Annotated in this window: 20 protein-coding genes; 11 read left to right on the forward strand and 9 right to left on the reverse strand. The window is 64.4% G+C overall.

Annotated features, from left to right (window positions below; translation table 11 throughout):
* The 3 genes from dprE2 to WBB07_RS15230 form a co-directional block, all read right to left on the reverse strand.
* Complete coding sequence (gene dprE2, locus WBB07_RS15220) at window positions 1-783, reverse strand: decaprenylphospho-beta-D-erythro-pentofuranosid-2-ulose 2-reductase (protein WP_526309079.1); 783 nt, start codon at window positions 781-783, stop codon at window positions 1-3.
* The gene (gene dprE1, locus WBB07_RS15225; RefSeq protein WP_526309081.1) at window positions 784-2,145 is read right to left on the reverse strand and encodes a decaprenylphosphoryl-beta-D-ribose oxidase; all 1,362 of its coding nucleotides are present in this window, start codon (window positions 2,143-2,145) and stop codon (window positions 784-786) included.
* Between the two features lie 80 nt (window positions 2,146-2,225).
* The gene (locus WBB07_RS15230; protein WP_526309248.1) at window positions 2,226-2,624 is read right to left on the reverse strand and encodes a GtrA family protein; all 399 of its coding nucleotides are present in this window, start codon (window positions 2,622-2,624) and stop codon (window positions 2,226-2,228) included.
* A 145-nt stretch (window positions 2,625-2,769) separates the two neighbouring features.
* Here WBB07_RS15230 and WBB07_RS15235 point away from each other — a divergent pair, with 145 nt between their 5' ends.
* A complete protein-coding gene (locus WBB07_RS15235; RefSeq protein WP_526309083.1) occupies window positions 2,770-3,402 on the forward strand; it encodes an HD domain-containing protein in 633 nt (210 codons plus the stop codon).
* Here WBB07_RS15235 and WBB07_RS15240 read toward each other — a convergent pair.
* The gene (locus WBB07_RS15240) at window positions 3,394-4,659 is read right to left on the reverse strand and encodes a hypothetical protein (RefSeq protein ID WP_526309085.1); all 1,266 of its coding nucleotides are present in this window, start codon (window positions 4,657-4,659) and stop codon (window positions 3,394-3,396) included. The two genes, WBB07_RS15235 and WBB07_RS15240, sit on opposite strands and share 9 nt — an antisense overlap.
* Window positions 4,660-4,679: 20 nt before the next feature.
* The gene (pdxR, locus tag WBB07_RS15245) at window positions 4,680-6,107 is read right to left on the reverse strand and encodes a MocR-like pyridoxine biosynthesis transcription factor PdxR (RefSeq protein ID WP_526309087.1); all 1,428 of its coding nucleotides are present in this window, start codon (window positions 6,105-6,107) and stop codon (window positions 4,680-4,682) included.
* 49 nt (window positions 6,108-6,156) lie between these two features.
* Between pdxR and WBB07_RS15250 the strand changes: the two genes are divergently transcribed.
* Together WBB07_RS15250 and WBB07_RS15255 are read left to right on the forward strand one after the other, a co-directional pair.
* Window positions 6,157-6,624, forward strand: coding sequence for a carboxymuconolactone decarboxylase family protein (locus WBB07_RS15250; protein WP_526309089.1), 468 nt, complete (start codon window positions 6,157-6,159; stop codon window positions 6,622-6,624).
* A gap of 71 nt (window positions 6,625-6,695) precedes the next feature.
* Window positions 6,696-7,121, forward strand: a complete 426-nt coding sequence (locus WBB07_RS15255; RefSeq protein WP_526309091.1) for a pyridoxamine 5'-phosphate oxidase family protein — start codon at window positions 6,696-6,698, stop codon at window positions 7,119-7,121.
* 2 nt (window positions 7,122-7,123) lie between these two features.
* Here WBB07_RS15255 and WBB07_RS15260 read toward each other — a convergent pair whose 3' ends face one another.
* The 3 genes from WBB07_RS15260 to WBB07_RS15270 all read right to left on the reverse strand — a co-directional run bounded on the left by WBB07_RS15260 (window position 7,124) and on the right by WBB07_RS15270 (window position 9,362).
* The gene (locus WBB07_RS15260; RefSeq protein WP_526309093.1) at window positions 7,124-7,801 is read right to left on the reverse strand and encodes a hypothetical protein; all 678 of its coding nucleotides are present in this window, start codon (window positions 7,799-7,801) and stop codon (window positions 7,124-7,126) included.
* A 222-nt stretch (window positions 7,802-8,023) separates the two neighbouring features.
* Window positions 8,024-8,569: a TIGR02444 family protein gene (locus WBB07_RS15265; RefSeq protein WP_526309095.1), complete on the reverse strand. Its 546-nt coding sequence runs from the start codon at window positions 8,567-8,569 to the stop codon at window positions 8,024-8,026.
* 40 nt (window positions 8,570-8,609) lie between these two features.
* Entirely contained in the window at window positions 8,610-9,362 is a 753-nt protein-coding gene (locus tag WBB07_RS15270; RefSeq protein ID WP_526309097.1) for a 2,3-bisphosphoglycerate-dependent phosphoglycerate mutase, read from the reverse strand.
* 96 nt (window positions 9,363-9,458) lie between these two features.
* Here WBB07_RS15270 and WBB07_RS15275 point away from each other — a divergent pair, with 96 nt between their 5' ends.
* Together WBB07_RS15275 and WBB07_RS15280 are read left to right on the forward strand one after the other, a co-directional pair.
* On the forward strand, window positions 9,459-9,782 hold the full coding sequence (locus WBB07_RS15275) for a 2Fe-2S iron-sulfur cluster-binding protein (RefSeq protein WP_526309099.1): 324 nt from the start codon (window positions 9,459-9,461) through the stop codon (window positions 9,780-9,782).
* A complete protein-coding gene (locus WBB07_RS15280) occupies window positions 9,779-11,026 on the forward strand; it encodes an NAD(P)/FAD-dependent oxidoreductase (protein ID WP_526309101.1) in 1,248 nt (415 codons plus the stop codon). Before WBB07_RS15275 ends, WBB07_RS15280 begins: the two co-directional genes overlap by 4 nt.
* A 10-nt stretch (window positions 11,027-11,036) precedes the next feature.
* Here the strand turns inward: WBB07_RS15280 and WBB07_RS15285 are convergent, their stop codons facing one another.
* Complete coding sequence (locus tag WBB07_RS15285; protein ID WP_526309103.1) at window positions 11,037-11,987, reverse strand: substrate-binding domain-containing protein; 951 nt, start codon at window positions 11,985-11,987, stop codon at window positions 11,037-11,039.
* A 95-nt stretch (window positions 11,988-12,082) separates the two neighbouring features.
* Here WBB07_RS15285 and WBB07_RS15290 point away from each other — a divergent pair, with 95 nt between their 5' ends.
* The 6 genes from WBB07_RS15290 to WBB07_RS15315 all read left to right on the forward strand — a co-directional run bounded on the left by WBB07_RS15290 (window position 12,083) and on the right by WBB07_RS15315 (window position 18,357).
* Window positions 12,083-13,207 carry a zinc-dependent alcohol dehydrogenase gene (locus WBB07_RS15290; protein WP_526309105.1) on the forward strand — a complete coding sequence of 375 codons (1,125 nt, stop codon included), beginning with the start codon at window positions 12,083-12,085 and terminating at the stop codon, window positions 13,205-13,207.
* A gap of 5 nt (window positions 13,208-13,212) precedes the next feature.
* Window positions 13,213-13,923 (forward strand): 4-carboxy-4-hydroxy-2-oxoadipate aldolase/oxaloacetate decarboxylase, encoded by a 711-nt coding sequence (locus WBB07_RS15295; protein ID WP_526309107.1) that lies wholly within the window; start codon window positions 13,213-13,215, stop codon window positions 13,921-13,923.
* The gene (locus WBB07_RS15300; protein ID WP_526309109.1) at window positions 13,920-14,936 is read left to right on the forward strand and encodes an amidohydrolase family protein; all 1,017 of its coding nucleotides are present in this window, start codon (window positions 13,920-13,922) and stop codon (window positions 14,934-14,936) included. The genes WBB07_RS15295 and WBB07_RS15300 overlap by 4 nt, the downstream gene beginning before the upstream one ends.
* A gap of 124 nt (window positions 14,937-15,060) precedes the next feature.
* Window positions 15,061-16,518: a UbiD family decarboxylase gene (locus tag WBB07_RS15305; RefSeq protein WP_526309111.1), complete on the forward strand. Its 1,458-nt coding sequence runs from the start codon at window positions 15,061-15,063 to the stop codon at window positions 16,516-16,518.
* Window positions 16,515-17,195, forward strand: coding sequence for a UbiX family flavin prenyltransferase (locus WBB07_RS15310; protein WP_526309113.1), 681 nt, complete (start codon window positions 16,515-16,517; stop codon window positions 17,193-17,195). Before WBB07_RS15305 ends, WBB07_RS15310 begins: the two co-directional genes overlap by 4 nt.
* Complete coding sequence (locus WBB07_RS15315; protein WP_526309115.1) at window positions 17,167-18,357, forward strand: cupin domain-containing protein; 1,191 nt, start codon at window positions 17,167-17,169, stop codon at window positions 18,355-18,357. Before WBB07_RS15310 ends, WBB07_RS15315 begins: the two co-directional genes overlap by 29 nt.
* The last annotated feature ends 3 nt before the right edge of the window (window positions 18,358-18,360 follow it).

Raw genomic sequence — 18,360 nt, forward strand, 5'->3', positions numbered from 1 at the left:
TCAGATGGGCAGCTTACGGAAGATGGACCGAGGGATGTGCCGCAACACCATCATCACGTACCGGAATGCGCCGGGAGCCCACACCAGATCCTTGCCTTTGGCCGATGCGGTGACGGCCAGTTCGGCGACGTCTTCCTTGTCCACGGTCAGCGGCGCCTCTTTGGCTCCGGTGGCTTTCCAGTGTTCGATCGTGGTCGTCGTGCGCACCTGGCCGGGCCGGATCACCAGTACCCGAACACCGAACTCGCGCAACGCCTCTCCGAGGCCCAGGTAGAAACCGTCCAGGCCGGCTTTGGTGGACCCGTAGACGAAGTTGGACCGCCGCACCCGTTCACCGGCGGCCGAGCTCATCGCGATGATCCGGCCGGACCCCTGCGCCCGCATCTTCTCGCCGAGCAGCACACCGACGGAAACGGCTGCGGTGTAGTTGATCCCGGCGATCTGCACGGCCTTTTGCTGGTTCTGCCACAGTTCTTCGGCGTCGCCGAGGAGGCCGAAAGCCACGACGGCCACATCGATATCACCGTCTTTGAAAGCTGCGTCGATCACCGCGGGGTGACTCTCGGTGTCCAGGGCGTCGAAGTCGACCCACTCGACGGACTTGGCGCCCGCGGCGCGCAGCGCTTCGATCGCGGCATCCTTGCGCGGATGACCGGGCAGGTCGGCCAGCACGACCCGGGCGCCGGCGTTGCGCAGGTAACGCTGGCCGATCGCGAGGGCGATCTCGGAGGTACCGCCGAGGAGCAGGATCGCCTGGGGGTTACCGGTTGCATCGAACACCATCTAGAGCAGCTCCAAACGTCGGGCCATATCGGAGGCGAACACGCCGTCGGGATCGACGCTGCGGCGCACCGCGATCCATTCGTCGATCCGCGGGTACATGGCATGGAAGGTCTCGGCGGTGGTGCGGGAGTCCTTGGCGGTGTACAGCCGGCCGCCGAACTCCAGCACGCGGCGGTCCAGCTCGCTGACGAACTCACTGAGTCCGGCCTTGATCTGGAAATCCACGCAGACGTTCCAGCCGGGGATCGGGAAGCTCAGCGGTGCTTGGTTTCCCGGGCCGAACAGCTTGAACACATTGAGAAACGAGTAGTGCCCGGAACGCTGGATGTCGTGGAGGATGCGCCGGAACTCGTCGACCGCTTCGGTCGGCACCACAAACTGGTATTGCAGGAAGCCGGCGGGACCGTAGGCGCGGTTCCACTCACCCATCATGTCGAGTGGGTGATAGAACTGCGTCAGGTTCTGGGCCTTACCGCGATAGCTGGCCGACTTCCGGTACCAGACGTCGGTCATGGCGCCGAAGATCAGCTTGTTCCCCAACCCGTTGGGGAACACGTCGGGCACTGTGAAGAACTGCGGCGCATCGAATTTCAGTGGATGCTTGCGCAGCTTGGCCGGCAGCTGGTCCAGGGTGGCCAACGATCCGCGGGAGATCGCCGCGCGGCCCAGTTTCGGTGGCGCGCTGATCGCGTCGAACCAGGCACTCGAGTACGTGTAGTCGGCTTCGCTGCCGTCGCTGTGGAAGGCGATGGTCTCGTCCAGGCTGGCGGTGACGTCACCGTCGGCGATGAAGTACGCGGTCTCCGTCGGTGTCATCTCGATGGCGGCCCGCAGGATGATCCCGGTCAGCCCGTTGCCGCCGACGGTGGCCCAGAACAGGGTGGCCGTGTCGCCCTCGGGTGTCAGATGGCGTACCTGCCCGTCGGCGGTCAGCAGATCCATCGAGCGCACGTGATTGCCGAAGCTGCCGGCACTGTGATGGTTTTTGCCGTGGATGTCGCAGGCGATGGCCCCGCCGATGGTGACCTGACGGGTGCCGGGCAACACGGGGACCCAGAGGCCGAATGGCAGCGCGGCCTTCATCAGCTGGTCCAGATTGACCCCGGCGTCGAGATCCACGGTGGCGGTGTCGGCGTTGATGGAGTGGATGCGGTTCAGCGCCGGCATGTCGATCACCAGGCCGCCGCCGTTCTGGGCATTGTCCCCATAGGAGCGGCCCAGTCCGCGGGCGATCACCCCTCGTGGGCCGGCCTGGCTGACGGCTCTGACGATCTCTTCGGCATCTGGGGTCGACACCACTTCGGCGACCGAGGGCGCCGTGCGTCCCCAGCCGCTCAACTGGCGGGTGGTCGTCTTGAACATCGAGACGTAGGGTACCGCCCCTGGCTGGCGGAACGACTCCGCCGAGGTGTGACGCGGCCAGCAATGGCGCATCGATCAGGTCAACGCAGCCGGAAGATCACCGCGCGCTGGACGACAAAATTGATGACGGTTGCAGTGCCCTGCGCGATGACAAACGCGATGATCACACCGGTCGGGGAGTAATCGAACACCCGAAGGAACACGTGGTTGAGTCCGACTTGGACGACAAAGGTTGTGATGTAGAGCGCCCAGACCGCGATGAGTCGGGCCCGGCTCGGTGGCGCCTGGAAGGTCCAGCGTCGGTTGATCAGGTACGCCGTCGTGGTTCCCGCGATCCATCCGACGGTTTTGGCCAGGTCCGGCTGCACGTCGACAACACGGTAGAGCAGCACGTAGAGGCCGAAGTCGACTACTGCGGCCAGGCCGCCGGTCACCAGGAAGCGCCAGATCTGGGTCCCGAGGCTCAGGTTCGGGGGCATCGGGGGCTCGGCCATCGCCGGAAGCTTAGCTTGGCGTGTCGTCGCCCGGCTCCGCTCTCCCCGGCTTGTCGGGTCTCTCGCTTCGCGGGTGTGCCCCGCGCCGCATCGTCGACCGAGCTCTGGATCTGGCTGTAAGAATGGGCGCGTGCAGGATCTGCTTCAGCTCTGGGATGCGACGGTGTCGCGTCATGCCGGTCGAGCTGTGCAAGTCACGGAAGTGACAGCGACCGGCCGGGTACTGCTGGAATGTTGGTCGGAGCCGCATCGCCGGTACCACGACCTGTCGCATCTACGCGAGGTGCTGTCCTATATCGACGAGCTTGCCGACCACGCCACCGATGTGGACGCGGTGCGGCTGGCCGCCTGGTACCACGATGCCGTGTACGCCGGCCGTCCCGACGACGAGGAACGCAGCGCCCGGTTGGCCGAGGAGGATCTGACGGCACTTGGCGTGTCGGCGGCGTTTGTCGCCGAGGTGGCCCGGTTGGTGCGGATGACCGTCGAGCACGACCCGGCCCCCGATGACCGCAACGGTGCGGTGCTCTCCGATGCCGATCTTGCGGTGCTGGCGTTGCCGAGGGAGCAGTACCGGCGCAACTCGGCGCTGATCCGCCAGGAGTATGCGCATGTTTCCGATGAGGCGTTCCGTGCCGGTCGTGCCGCGGTGATCGAAGCGCTGTTGGCCGGGCCGGGGCTGTACCGGACCCCGCTGGGCCAACGGCTGTGGGAGGCCGCGGCCCGCGCCAACATGGATGCCGAGCTGACGACGTTACGGTGAGGGGCGCTGCCGGCCGAGGTTGGGTTCTCCTCGGGGGTTCAGCAACGCCGCGGCCACAAACGCGGCGCCGGTGACGACGGCGGCAAGGGCGACATCGACCAGGACGTCCGCGGTGAAACCGGCGTAGAGCACCGGCAGGGCGACTGCGGCAGCCAGGAGTGTCACCGGCGGAACCCGCAGCCACCAGCCCGTCTCCCCGGTCTGTGGAAGTCGGGAGAAGGCCAGGGCGACAAGCACATACACCACCATGAGCAGTAGCGCGGGCACGCTGCGGACGGAGCTCGCGAGGTTGGCCGGATCGAACCACAGCAGCACCACCAGCCAGGCCATGACCAGGGTCAGCAGGCTGATCGCCAGCGGACCGCCAGGGGCATGCAGCCGTTGACGGAGAACCGTGATCGCCGCCCACAGCAGCACCAGTAGGGCAGCAGCGGCCAGTGCGACGCCGGCGGTGTTCAGGAAGAGTTCCCCGGTGCGTCCGAGGAGGTCATTGACCGCAAGTGCCAGGTTGGTAGGGCCGGCCAACCACACCGTCAGGGCGCAGAAGGCGGTGATACCAAGCGCCACTGCCATCGGCCACCCCGACCGCAGCCGCCGATTCCGGACTGTCGCCACTTCGAATCCGGTGACCACCAGCGCCATTCCGGCCAGCGCGGCCCAGCCGGCCAGATCGTCTGCCACGCCGGGAATCTCGACGAGCGCCGGAATCTCGTAGGGAATTGTGTTGTCGGACATCCGCCACGCCGTGACCGCCAGCCCGAGGTAGAAGTAGATCAGCACGGCGACGGCCGCCAGGACCGCGGCCACCGACACCAGTATCGCGGTGGGTAGTGCATAGACGACGACGGCGGCCACCAGCAGCGCCGCCAGGGAGAACACCGGCCACGGCCAGCCTGTCACCTGTTCGGGTTTGTTGAATACGACGGCTGTCAGCCACAGTCCGGCCGTCCGTGCCGCACCGACGGCCAGCAACGTGTAGGCGACAATCTGCAGTGTCGAGGTCACGTGGCCGAACCTGGCGCCCAGCGGCGTGGCGATCAGCTCCGACGTACAGCGGGCCTGCGGATAACTGCTGTGCAACCGGGCCAGGGCATAGACCACCGGGGCCAGTAGCAGGGTGCCGATGAGCGTGGCGACACCACCGAACACCGCGCTGCCGATTGCCGCCAGGGTCACGCCGGCTACCTGCCAGTTGGCCAGGGAGGGCCACGTGTCCAGGGCTCCGATCGGGTGTGCGGGCAGGGAGCTCTTCGGCATCCGAATGAGTGTGGCAAAGCTCAATGCAAGGTGCTAGTCACCACGTTGAGCAGAGCGTCGACAGCGTGGGGAAACGCGTGGTCACCGGGGGCGCCGAAGTTGACGACGACGGCGTCGGGTCGCGCGATGCCGGCACCCGCGAGCGGGTGTCGTAGCCGCGACAGTCCGGCGATGCCGACTCCGGCCTCCCCGGCGCGCCGCAACAACTCGGGTTCGGCACCGTCGGGCAGCGTCACCAGCAGGTGCAGGCCGGCCGGCAGTCCGGTGACGGTGACGTCGGGCGCCAAGGGTGCCAGCCGGGTTACCAGCAGGTCGCGCCGGCGCCGGTAGGTCTGACGCATCCGGCGAATGTGCTTGTCGTAGCTGCCCGAAACGATGAAGTCGGCCATTGTCAGCGTGGTGATGCCGTCGACGTACCACTGCTGGCCGCCGGAGGCGGCGACCACCGCGTCGACCAGGCCGGTGGGCACCACCATCCAGCCCAGGCGCAGCACCGGGGACAGGGCTTTGCTCGCCGATCCCAGATAGATCACCCGCGCCGGGTCCAGGCTCTGCAGAGCGCCGACTGGCTGGCGGTCGTAGCGGAATTCGCCGTCGTAATCGTCTTCCAGTACATAGCCATTCGCGCGTTCGGCCCAGCCCACGACGGCGGAGCGCCGGTTGGGGTGCAATGGCACACCGTGCGGGAAATGGTGTGCCGGTGTCACCAGCACGGCGGGGGTGTCCACGTCGTCCAGGTCGTCGACCACGGCGCCCAGCTGGTCGAATCCGATGGGTACCGTGGATCCGCCGGCGGCGCCGATACAGTCCCGAAAGATGAACAGGCCGTAGGCTTCTACCGCTATCGGCCGGGTGGGGCCGAACAGTCGGGCCAGCACCTCGATCGAGTGCCGGGTGCCCGCGGTGATGACCACCGACTCGGGATCGGTGCATACGCCGCGGACACGCGCGAGGTAGTCGGCGACGGCTTGCCGGAGTTCGGGACGCCCGCGCGGATCTCCCAGCCGCAGCGCCTCATTGGGGGCGGCGTTCAGCGCGCGCCGGACAGAGGTCAGCCAGTCCGATCGTGGGAATTGTGAGACGTCCGGTGAACCGGGCAGGAAGTTGTGGATGGGGGCGGCGGTGGCACCGCGGGGCCGGGCAGCGGCCGCTTCGGTGCGTTGGTGTTTGAGGTGCCCGGGGTCCAGCACCCAGGTGCCCGCGCCCTGGCGTGCCGCGAGCCAGCCTTCGGCGACGAGTTCGGCGTAGACATCGGCCACGGTGTTGCGGGCCAATCCGAGGTCGCCGGCCAGTGCCCGCGACGGTGGCAGCGTGGTTCCCGCGGCGAGCCTGCCGGAGCGCACCGCCTCCCGTAGGGCGCTGAGCAGCACCTCGCGGACGCCTCGGCTTCCCGGCGTCAGGGCGTCTTTCAGGTCGAGGTGCAGATCCCAATTGGCCCAGGTAACCATGGCTGAATTGAACCATCAGAGTAGGCCTTTGTCGTCCTACGGTGGAGCCATGACACAGACAGTCGAGAAGACCAATCGCATCAATCTGAACCGCGTCTCACCTGAATTCTTCGAGGCCATGATGACGCTGTCTGCAGCGGCGGCCAAGGGCGTCGACCCCACCCTCGCCGAGCTGATCAAGATCCGCGCTTCGCAGCTCAACCACTGCGCGTTCTGCCTGGACATGCACTCCCATGACGCTCGTAAGCAGGGTGAGACCGAGCAGCGCATCTACCTTCTCTCGGCGTGGGAGGAGGCCGGCGACCTCTACTCCGAGCAGGAGCGGGCCGCGCTGGCTCTGACCGAGGACATGACCGATCTGACCCGCGGCGGCCACGTGTCCGACGCGGTGTACGCCCGGGCGGCGGCGGTCTTCACCGAGGCGGAGCTGGGCCAGGTGATTGCGATGGCCACCGTCATCAACGCCTGGAACCGGATCAGTGTCAGCACCCGGGTGCACCCGCCGCACCGGCACTGAAGATCGAACGACCCTGAGATGAGGGTCCTGCGGCCCTTGGCGGCCGCGGGTGCGTCAGCGAAGATGACCCTATGGATGAACCAGTCACCGCGCTCGGGGACGACGAGAGTTGGCAGCTGCTGTCGGGCGTGCATCTGGGACGTCTGGTGACGGTGGTCGACGGCCGCGCCGAGATCTTCCCGGTCAACTTCGTGGTGCAGCACCGCACCGTGTTGTTCCGAACTGCCGAGGGCACCAAGCTGTTTGGCGCAGTCACCAATGACCAAGTGTTGTTCGAAGCCGACGACCACGATGTGGCACGAGGGTGGAGTGTGATCGTCCGCGGTGCGGCGAAGGTGCTGTTCGGTGCCGACGAGATCCACGACGCCGAACAGGCCGGGCTGTACCCGTGGATCGCCACCCGCAAATTGCGTTTTGTCCGGGTCATCCCGGAGCAGATCACCGGCAGGCGATTTGTCTTCGGGCCGGAACCCGATGAAGACGCGGTGCCGGGCTGAGATCAGCTGGGAACCGCATCCCTGAGGGCATGACCGGCGGTGCTGAGGGCATCGTCGATCTCGTCGCGGGCCGAGGCCGCTGAGGTCAGCAGGTCCTGCCATTCGTGTTCGGCGGCATCGCGGATGTCCCCGCCTTTGCTGACCACCGTGGCGACGGTGAAGGCCGCATCGAATGCGCCGGCGGCGACGGCGCCGTGGGCCCGCGCCACCGCGCCCGCGATTTCGGCGGTGCCGACGATGAGCGCATCCGAGAGCCCGGACTGGGAGTTGACGTAGTTGCCGACGGCCGCACGGAGCCGACTGCCCGCCTCGGCGGCGGCATCCTGGAACAGCTCGCCGGTCTGTCCGATGGCCTCCGGCAGCGTGGCACCGTCGCGGACCGCCGAGATGACCCGTGCCGGTGACTCGACGGCGGCCGCCGTGATGTCGGTGGCGGCGTAGGTGATCTGCACGCTCAGCGTCCGGCAGGCGACCAGTTGACGCTCGATGACCTCCCGCAGGACGACTGCGGTGCGCACGGTTTCGGGCTCGGGCTGTCCGGCGTCGAGGTGTTCGGTGTCGAGCTGTCCGCCCTGGAGTTCGTCGGTCATCTCGACTGCGGCGAATGCATCGTCGTCAGGGTTGACGATCCCAGGTGCGGCACTTTCACTGCCGGCGTTCACGGGGTGGCTGCTGTCCATGGGCTCATTGAACGGGCCGCGCCTCAAATCCTGGTGCCATCCAGATGAACTCGACCTTAGGAACTCGGTGGAGGTGAAATCTCTTGCGCCACTTGAGTCTCGAATGTCACAGTGCAACGGCTACCTGTCGGTGCCTCGAGCTAGTGTTCGAATCATGGAGGGCGCGATTCTGAATGAGTCGGGTGGAAGCCCGCCCGCCGAGTGAAAATCCCCAAGCCTTCTCTATTTGCGTTCGGATACCTGCTGCGCTTTGGCCATTTGGATGGCGACCAGTGAACTGGACTCGGCAATTGCGGAGATGGCCCGACTATCGGCTGGGTCGAGCGGTTGGGCGATCTCATCGAGTAGCGAACGCATTGCCGAGGTTGCGAATCGCCGCCGCTCATCGAATCCAAGTTCTTGTGTTGGAGCTTCGCACAGCAGCGACAGGCAATCCAGCTCGATGAACTCTGCCTCCAGTTCGGCATCGGCGACTTGCTTTCGCAGCAGACCGGAGGCGGGGCTCGGGGCGGGGTAGGGTCCCGACTTCAGCCGCCTGCGCACCGTCCGCAGTGCGACGATGACCTCCCGGTGCCACGGCTCGATGATGCGGCGGGCCTCTGCCAGAGTCGTCTCAGCGGTGGCGCAGCCCTGTGCCGCGCCGAGAAATGCGGCGAGCAGAAACAGGTTGACGTCGACCCCGCGGCGGTCCTGGAGTTGCAGACAGGCGTCCGGCACTCCGGTTGTAGAGTAGACGCTGACGGCGAACTCTCTCAGCGGTGAGGGCACTTTCTCAACTCCCCATCTAGGCGTCGGCTTGCTGTCGGGTTTATCGAGGTAAGCGGCGCGAGTCGGCAGCCGGGATCCCTGCTTGCACATACTTGCCGCCGCGTTCGAGCGGCCGCAGCGATGTGTCGAGCAGATAGAGCAACGGAACCCCGGTGGGAATGTCCACCGACTGCACTTCGTCAGGTGTGAGGTCGTCGAGGTGCATGCAGAGGGCGCGCAGTGAGTTGTTGTGGGCAACAACAAGCGTGGTGCGGTGATCGAGGAGATGTGCCGCCAAGACATCTTGCCAGTAGGGCACCACTCGACGCCGGACATCGGCGAGTGCCTCCGAACAGGGGAGTTCAAGCGGCGGTAGTGTGCGGTACCGCGGATCGTAACGGGGATGCGACGGGCTTTGCCGATCCAGCCCCGGCGGGAGGGCATCGTAGGACCGCCGCCAGCTGCTGAACTGCTCCTGTCCGAACTCTGCTTTCACGGAAGCTCGTGATCTGCCCTGTAATAGGCCGTAATGACGCTCGTTCAGTCGCCAGGTCTCAGCGATGCTCGGCTGCGCACCAGAGCTGCGGATGAGGATCCGGGCGGTGTCGATCGCACGACTCAGACGCGACGTGTGCACCACATCGGGGATCAACCCGGAGGTGGCAAGCAGGCGGCCCGCTTCTGCGGCTTGGTGTTTCCCCGAATCGGTCAGCGCGTAATCCAGCCAACCGCCGAAGATGTCCTCGGCGTTGGCTGTGGATTCGCCGTGCCGCAGAAGGATCAACCGCCGGCGTCGAGGTGCACTTTCGTACATAATGGACATATGGTAACACCAATCGGGAAGTAAGCACCGCGAAAAATCACTGAAGTAATATGGTAAGACCAATTAATTTACTGTGGAGGAGGCAATGTGGCCAAAGTCGTTTTCGTGTGCTTTATCGGTGAAGAACGGGTAGTGGACGCGCAGCCAGGGGAGTCGGTGATGTCGGCGGCGGTGCGGGCCGGCATACCCGGGATCATCGGGGAATGTGGTGGAAACTGCAGCTGTGCAACGTGTCACGTCTATGTCGAGGAGGAGATGGCCGGCCGTCTAGGCCCCGTCGGGGACATGGAGGAGGACCTCCTCGACATGGGTGTCGCCGACCGCCGAGATGGTAGCCGCCTGGCATGTCAGATCGCGATGACAGAGTGCCTTGATGGCTTGAGAGTCCACGTCCCGGAGGTGCAGGGATGAGCTCTCCCGGCACGCTCGTGGTCGGTGCCGGTCAAGCAGGAGTACAGCTGGCCCTGTCGCTCCGGGAAGCCGGCTATGACAAACCGATCACACTCGTCGGTGACGAACCGCATCTGCCCTATCAGCGCCCGCCCCTGTCGAAGGCCTATCTCAAGGGTGACGTCGCAGAAGGCTCAATTCTGCTGCGGGCGCCGAAGGTCCTGGACGACAAGCGTATCGAGGTGATCGTGGGAGAGCGGGTCGAGCATCTGGCTCTGGACGGTGACGGCCCGTCGGGTGTTGCGCACACCGTCGGTGGTCGCGCTCTGGCGTTCGAGCGGCTTGCGTTGGCAGTCGGCGCCGAGGCGCGGCGGTTGTCGGTACAGGGTTGTGATCTCGGTGGAGTGCACTACTTGCGAAACCTCGGCGAAGCGCACAGATTACGCGGCGACCTGCTCGATGCGCAGTCGGTTGTGGTCGTCGGCGGAGGATTCATCGGATTGGAGGCGGCAGCTGTCCTTCGCGGCCTGGGAAAGTCGGTGACGGTCGTCGAGATGTCCGACAGGCTCATCGGCCGGGCCGTCGCCCCCGCAGTATCGGAGTTCTACGCCGCGGCGCACCGCCGCCGGGGCGTAGAACTCCGTTTCGGTGCGCAAGTGGTTGCGGTTGACGGCCAGCAGGGCCGCGTCATCGGCGTACAGTTGGACGACAATTCGTGTCTCACTGCCGATCTTGTGGTGGTCGGCATCGGAGTGGTACCGGACACCAGCTTGGCGGAGCAGCTCTCGCTGCGCTGTCTCGCAGGAGTGGTGGTCGACAGCTACGCCCGCACCAGCAATCCCGATATCGTCGCCGCCGGCGACTGCACAGTGCAGCCCCATCCGCTGGGTGGAGCCGGTCAGGTCCGGTTGGAATCGGTGCAGAACGCGGTGAGCCAGGCCAAGACCGCGGCGGGTGCCCTGTTGGGCGTCCTTGGGCGGATAGACCCGGTGCCGTGGTTCTGGTCGGACCAGTTCGACCTCAAGCTCCAGATCGCCGGCCTGTCGCTGGGCTACGACACCGCGGTGGTCCGTGGGGATCCGGCCGCGGAATCGTTTTCGGTGGTCTACTATCGCGACTCCCGGTTGCTGGCGGTTGATGCGGTCAACGCCGGGGCCGACTACATGGCCGTCCGCAAGGCGCTGACCATCGGCGCGACCATCCCGCCGGAGGTCGCGGCCGACGGCTCTGCCGCGCTTCGCGATCACATCGTGGCGGTCGCCTGACCCGGCCGGGTCAGGCGGCCAGGCCGCGTGTGTCCCGCGCGAATACCTCGTCGATATCAACCGGATTCCTCAGAATTCCTTGTGCAGTAGCGAATTCCACGAGCTGGGTCAGCATGCCCCGGTTGGGCTCGATACCGTACGGGAGTGGGTCGCCACCGGTGACTTCGGCGACCCTGAGGTACATCTGGTCTGTCGAGGTGAGAGTTTCGACCGCACCCGACCGCAGCTGCTCCACGTATCGAAGCTTGCTCTCGGCAAACGCGTTGAAGAGATCGACTGCCACAGAGGGGAATTGGTCGAGAACGCTGTTCTTGACGACCACCAGGTGATTGATGGGGTAAAACCCCCGCTCGGCCAGCGCGGTTACCGCGGCCTGCCCGGGGTCGGGGATGAGGTGGGCGACATCGGGGTGCTCGATCTCGGCGCCGACCGCCGCCGCAATACCTCCCGAGGTCAGCATCTCGGTGAGGTTTCCGCCTTCGATGGCGCGCACGTTGGCCGGCGGACGGTAATCGGCAACGTGCTCGTCGCCGAAGGGTGCCCATGTCACGCTGTCGAGCTGCACCCCATGCTCCTCGGCCAGTATTCCTCTGGCCCAGACGCCGCTGGTGACGGTGTACCCGCGATTGACGCCCACCTGTCGTCCCTCTAGGTCCCGAGGACTGCGGATATCGGATGTGGTGTTGTACGCGATTGCCGCGTGGTGGAAGCCGCGAACCAAGAAGATTGGCAGGGCAGTGAATTCGACGCCGTGCTCGCGTGCGGTCAGGTAGGTTGTCAGCGCCATCTCGCTGACGTCGAAGTCCAGCCCGCGAACCATTCTGCGAAAGCCCCGGACCAGCGGGTCGACCTCCTCGAATTTCAGCGTGGCGCTGTCGATCTGAACCTCGCCCCGCTTCAGGGCGGCGTTGTTGCCTTGAGTGCGAGTGAGGGTGCGCAGCGTGGGTTTTGTTTCAGTCACCTGTGTCTCCGGTCTTTACGGGTCGGCATTGCTGGCTGGTATGTTGGCCTTACCATTATTCAAAAGGACCAAAATCAAGATCTCAAGGGGTGCCAATGGCAGATCAGGTTCTCGCGGCGGTTCGAACAGCACCGGGCATGACGGAGCTGCGCTCTGTCCCCATGCCGACGATCGACGAAGATTCAGCACTGTTACGCATCGAGGTCGCGGGGATCTGCGGCACCGACGTGAAGATGTACCTGAACCCGCCGTTCGGGGACCCGGTGATAATGGGGCACGAGAACGTCGGGACGATTGTGGAGGCGGGAGCCAGATTCAAGCGATTCCACGGCGTTTGCGAGGGTGATCGGGTCTTCATCGAGCACTACGTGGGTTGTTACAACTGTGAGTGGTGCCGGATCGGCGAGTTTCGGCATTGTGAAGCCACTGACTGGCGGACCAATGCGGACGCACGGCGCTACGGCTATACATCGATGGATCGCCCGGGATTGCTGTGGGGTGGCTTCTCCGAGTACATGTATCTGCCGTGGAATGCGGTGTTGCACAAGGTTCCCGATACGGTCACTGCGGAGCTTGCCGGTCTTGTCACACCGCTGTCCAACGGTATCGAATGGGCGCTCATCGCCGCCGGCGTCAGCTACTCCGACACGGTGCTTATACAGGGTCCGGGGCAGCAGGGGCTGTCGCAGGTGGTGGCCTGCAAGCAGGCGGGGGCATCGAAGATCATCATCACCGGCACGTCCAGGGACCGGGCGCGGCTGGACCTTGCGCTGGAACTCGGCGCCGATGAGGTGATCGACATCGAGAAGACGAATGCCACTGAGCAGGTGCTGAATTCGACGGCGGGGCGGGGAGTCGATTTTGTGCTGGATTGCACATCGCGGGCGGGCGTCGGTCCGGTGCTCTTCGGGATCGACGTCCTCAAGCGTCGGGAGGGCACGCTGTTGATCCAGGGCGAGCTCGCGAAGTTTCCGGACTTCCCGGTCAAGCTGCTCACGGAGAAGGCGATCACCATCAAGAGCGCCAGGGGGCACAGTTTCCGCTCGTGTGAACTGGCGCTGCAGCAGCTCGCCTCCGGACGCTTTCCGTTACACAAGCTGGCGACTCATCGCTTCACGCTGGATCAGGTCGACCAGGCCATTCGGGCGCTGGCAGGAGAGACTGGTGACGACGACGTCATCCACATCTCGCTGATGCCTTGGCTCGGAAAGGAATCGTGACGGTCATGTCAGTCGTAGTTCGCAACGTTCCCCGCGTCGACGCGCATGTCCGGGACGCATTCGGTGCCTTCGGGGTCGCCACCATTCACGAGGCGCAGGGCAGGGTGGGACTGCTGGCGCCGTACATCACGCCGATCTACTCCGGAGCCCGCCTGCGCGGCACGGCTGTCACTGTGGAGGTCCCACCCTCGGACAACTGGATGATCCATGTCGCGGTGGAGCAGTGTCAGCCGGGGGACGTGTTGGTCGTGGCGCCGACAGAACCCTGTGAGGATGGTTATTTCGGTGAGCTGCTGGCGACGGCGCTGGCCTACCGCGGGGTTGGCGGTCTGGTGATCGACGCAGGGTGTCGCGACGTCGCAGAATTGCAGGAGATGGGCTTCCCTGTGTGGTCGCGGTGTGTGTCCGCGCAGGGGACGGTCAAACAGCGACTGGGTTCGGTGAATGTCCCGGTGGTGTGTGCGGGCCAGCGGGTGCACCCGGGTGATCTGGTGGTCGGTGACGACGACGGGGTGGTCATCGTCCCTCGTGCCGAGGCGGTCGATGTCTTGGCGGCGACGAAGGCACGCCACGACTCGGAGCTTGCCTCGCGACGCCGCTATCGGTCCGGTGAACTGAGTCTCGACACGTCGAGTATGCGGGATGCATTGCACGACAAGGGCCTGACCTATGTGGACTATGCAACGTATGTCGAGGATCGGGATTCGGTCCAGTGATCATCGACATCCACGGGCACTACACCACCGCGCCGGAGCAGGTCGGGCGCTTCCGTCGAGCGCAGCTGGCGGCACTGGATGAGGGATCGGGCACGCCGGTGTTGGCGTCCATCAGTGACGAAGAGATCCGCGACAGTGTCGAACGCAACCAGCTGAGAGTCCAGAGGGAGCGCGGTGGTGACGTGATGCTGTTCTCGCCCAAAGCCTCTGGCATGGAACACCATGTACCCGATCAGCCGACCGCGACCGTGTGGTCACGGGTGTCCAACGATCTGGTGCACCGGGTGGTCGAGTTGTTCCCTAGGGAGTTCGCAGCCGTGGCTCAACTGCCCCAGACCCCGGTTGGTGATCTGCGCCCAGCCATCGCCGAACTCCGCCGCTGTGTAAGTGATCTGGGTTTCGTAGGGTGCAACGTGAATCCGGATCCGTCCGGCGGGCACTGGAATACCACCCCGATGACGGACAGGTTCTGGTATCCCCTCTACGAGGCATTGGTCGATCTCGATGTTCCGGCGATGATCCACGTCTCGACATCGTGTAACCCGAACTTCCACACTCTGGGCGCGCACTATCTGAATGCCGATACCAGCGTGTTCATGCAGTTGATCGAGGCGGATCTGTTCAAGGACTTCCCAGAACTGCGGTTTGTCATCCCACACGGCGGTGGGGCGGTGCCCTATCACTGGGGCCGTTACCGTGGTCTGGCCGCACGGTTGGGCCGGCCGGATCCCTCGGAGCTGTTGCGCAACGTCTTCTTCGACACATGTGTCTACCACCAGGCCGGAATCGACCTCCTCCACCGGGTGATCCCTTCGGAGAACCTGTTGTTCGCGTCCGAGATGCTCGGCGCTGTGCGCGGAGTCGACCCCAAGACCGGGGTGGAGTGGGACGACACCGCCCGATACATCCGCGAATTGGGGCTCGTGGAGGACGAGTTGCGTGCGATCACCCAGGCCAATGCTCGGCGGGTCTATCCGTTGCTGGATGTCCGGCTGGTTTCTCAGGGTAGATAGTTCTCTACGACGCTTTACAATGGCCTTACCAATAGTCCATAATTCAATCTGATACCGCATCCGATGCGGATCGCCCGTCCGGCCGACAAGCCGATCCGCTGAGCTGACAGGAGTCCAAACCTTCATGCCGAAACACCCGAGGGACATCATCCAGACCGATCTGCGCGCATTCATGGATGCGGTGGCGGAGGGCGGTGAACTCGAGGTCGTCTCGGGTGCGCACTGGGACAAGGAAATGGGAGCCGTCACAGAGGTTCTCTACCGGCAGAAGGTCGAGAAGGCCCCTATGCTGGTGTTCGACAACATCCCCGGCTATCCAGAGCAGGTCAGGACCGAGTACGGAATGTTCGGATCGCCACTGCGTTTGGCGCTCGCACTGGGTATGGAACCCGGACTCGCCGATGACCGGATGGCGATGCTCAATGAGTTCCGCAAGGTCATCAAGCGGGGACTCGACGGGATCCCGCCCAAGGTGGTGGCCGAGGGGCCGGTGCTGGAGAACGTGCTCGAAGGAGACGATATCGATCTCGAGAAGCTCTTCCCGGTGCCGATTCACCACGAACTCGACGGCGGCCGCTACATCGGAACGGCGTGCAGCGTGATCACCCGCGATCCCGATTCCGGACGCGTCAACATGGGGACGTATCGGGTGCAGGTGAAGGGTAAGGACATCTGCGCTTCATACATCTCGAACGGCAAGCAGGGACGCATCCAGCGCGACAAGTACCTGGAGAACGGCAAGCCATGTCCCGTCGTGATAGTGGTCGGTTGTGACCCCATCACCTATCTGGCCTCGGGTTACACGATGGCCGAGAACGTGCCGGAACTCGAGTGGTGCGGCGGGCTGTTGGGCCGGCCGATGGAAGTCATCGAAGGCGAAGTGACCGGGCTGCCGATCCCTGCCGCGTCCGAGATCGTGCTGGAAGGGGAAATCATCCCCGAGGAAGTGGAAGAGGGGCCCTTCGGTGAGTGGCACGGGTATTACGCGGGTGAGGTCCGCACTGAGCCGATCATCAAGATCAAGCGGGTGTACCACCGCAACAACCCGATCCTCACCTGCGCCGCAAGCCAGAAACCGCCACACGCACATCTCTTCGAGCGTTGCTTCCTGCGGTCGGCTGCACTGCTGGACTCCCTGGAGGGCGCAGGCGTGCCCGATGTGGTCGGTGCGTGGACGCATCAGGCGGGGTCGGGACGCACGTTTGTGGTGGTCTCGGTGAAACAACGCTACTTCGGACATGCCAACCAGGTGGGTCTCATAGCCTCACAGGTGAATCCAGTCGGTTATGTCGGACGGTGGATCGTTGTGGTCGACGACGACATCGACCCGACCGACATCCACGATGTCATCTGGGCCATGGGAACTCGTTGTGACCCGAAGACCATGACCACGATGCTGGACCGTAACTGGTCCTCTCGGTTGGACACCATGGTCACCGACTACGACCGGCTCTACAACTCGCGCATGGTGATCGACGCCTGTATCCCGTACGAGCGGCGGGATACCTTCCCGAAGGTCGCCCAGACGTCACGCGAACTCGCGGCCGAGGTGCGCGCCAAGTACCCGCACCTGTACCGATGACGCAGCCCGACGGAGACCGATCACGGCTGGTGGTCGGAGTGTCCGGATCGAGTGCGCCACAACTGGCAGTCCGGTTTCTCGAATTGGCCCGGGAACTACAGTCTTTCGAGACCCATGTCGTCATGTCGGAAGGAGCGCGTCGCAGTATCGAGTTGGAACTGCGGCGCGACCCTGACGAGGTGGCAGCGCTCGGCGACGTCGTATACGACCCCCGTGATCTGGGCGCTGCCATCTCATCCGGTTCGTTCCATACGGTCGGGATGGTCATCATCCCGTGCTCAATGCGGACGTTGGCGGCTGTCGCGACCGGAAACTCCGACAATCTCGTGGCCCGGGCTGCAGATGTCACGTTGAAAGAGCGGCGTCGGCTGGTGCTGGTGGCACGGGAAACCCCGCTCAACCTGATCCACATCGAGAACATGCGGACGGTGACGCTGGCCGGCGGGACAATCCTTCCTCCGGTGATGGCCTTCTACCATCAGCCCGAGTCGATCAGCGATCTGTTGAGCCAGACTTGTGGGAAAGTGATCGACCAGTTCGGATTTGCCAACAGCACCTTCCGCAGATGGGGTGAACAGTCCGCCCGGTCCCGCTCTACGGAGTCCCGCGGAATGGTCAATGCTCGACCAGCCATACAAGGAGGTAATGATGGTCACTACCAAGCCGGCCGAGGGTAGCGACAGCAAATACTTGCTCGACCCGTATCTGGACTGGGCGAACGCCGAGGGCATTCCCATTCACAGCGACTTCGGTCTCGATCTCCTGGCGTTGGAGACTGCGCCCTGGGACCGGTACGGAGCACATGGGTGTTTTGCCCACTTGATCGGGCGTGGCGATTTCATCACCAACTATGTGCTCGAGGTCAAGCCCGGGCGCGAAACGCGGCCGGTGAGCCACCTATACGAGGCCTTTTTCTATGTCCTGGCGGGGCACGGTTCTACAGTCGTATGGATGCCCGACGGCAGTACCAGGACTTTCGAATTCGGGCCGAAGGCACTGTTTGCCATACCGCTCAACTGTCGGTACCAGATCTTCAACGGATCGGGTAGTGAGGCGGTGCGGCTGTCATGCACCAACAACGCGCCGCTAGTGATCAACCTGTTCCACAACATCGACTTCGTGTTCGACAACGGGTTCGCCTTCCCCGAGAGGATCGTCGACCCAAAGCACTTCGATGGTGAAGGGGAGCATTCGGTCTTCAACAAGGACTCCGTGAAGGTCCAGAATCTATGGGAGACCAACTTCGTCAACGATCTCACCAGCTTCAAGCTGTATTCGTTCGAAGGTCGCGGCAAAGGTTCGATGAACGTCAACTTCGTTCTGGCGGACGGAACCATGCACTCACACGTGTCGCAGATTCCCGCCGGCCGGTACAAGAAGGGCCACCGCCACGCCGCGGGGACGCACGTGCACGCCGTGGACGGTGTCGGCTACACGCTCCTCTGGTACGAAGGCGATTCGGAGTTCGTCGAGGTGCCGTGGCGCCACGGGATCGTGTACGCCCCGCCGTTCTGGATGTTCCACCAGCACTTCAACACCGGACCGACACCGGCCCGCTACGTCGCGTGCAGCCTGGGTTCACGCAAGTATCCATTCATCGACCTGAGGCGTAAAAGCGCTGAGGGCAATGGAGCCGTCTCGGTGTCCAAAGGCGGTCGGCAGATCGAGTACGACGAGCAGGACCCTCGGGTGCACCGCAAATTCCTCGAGGAGATGACAACGGTGGGTCTCCCGTCGGAGATGGGGGATGTCTTCGACGAGGCAGCCGTCATGGCACTTCCTGACGACAGGTTGACCGGCGTGATCTACACGCCGGCCTCGGTCGGGCCGGCGGTCTGACCG

The organism is Mycobacterium sp. (assembly GCF_049647605.1).
Lineage (GTDB): Bacteria > Actinomycetota > Actinomycetes > Mycobacteriales > Mycobacteriaceae > Mycobacterium.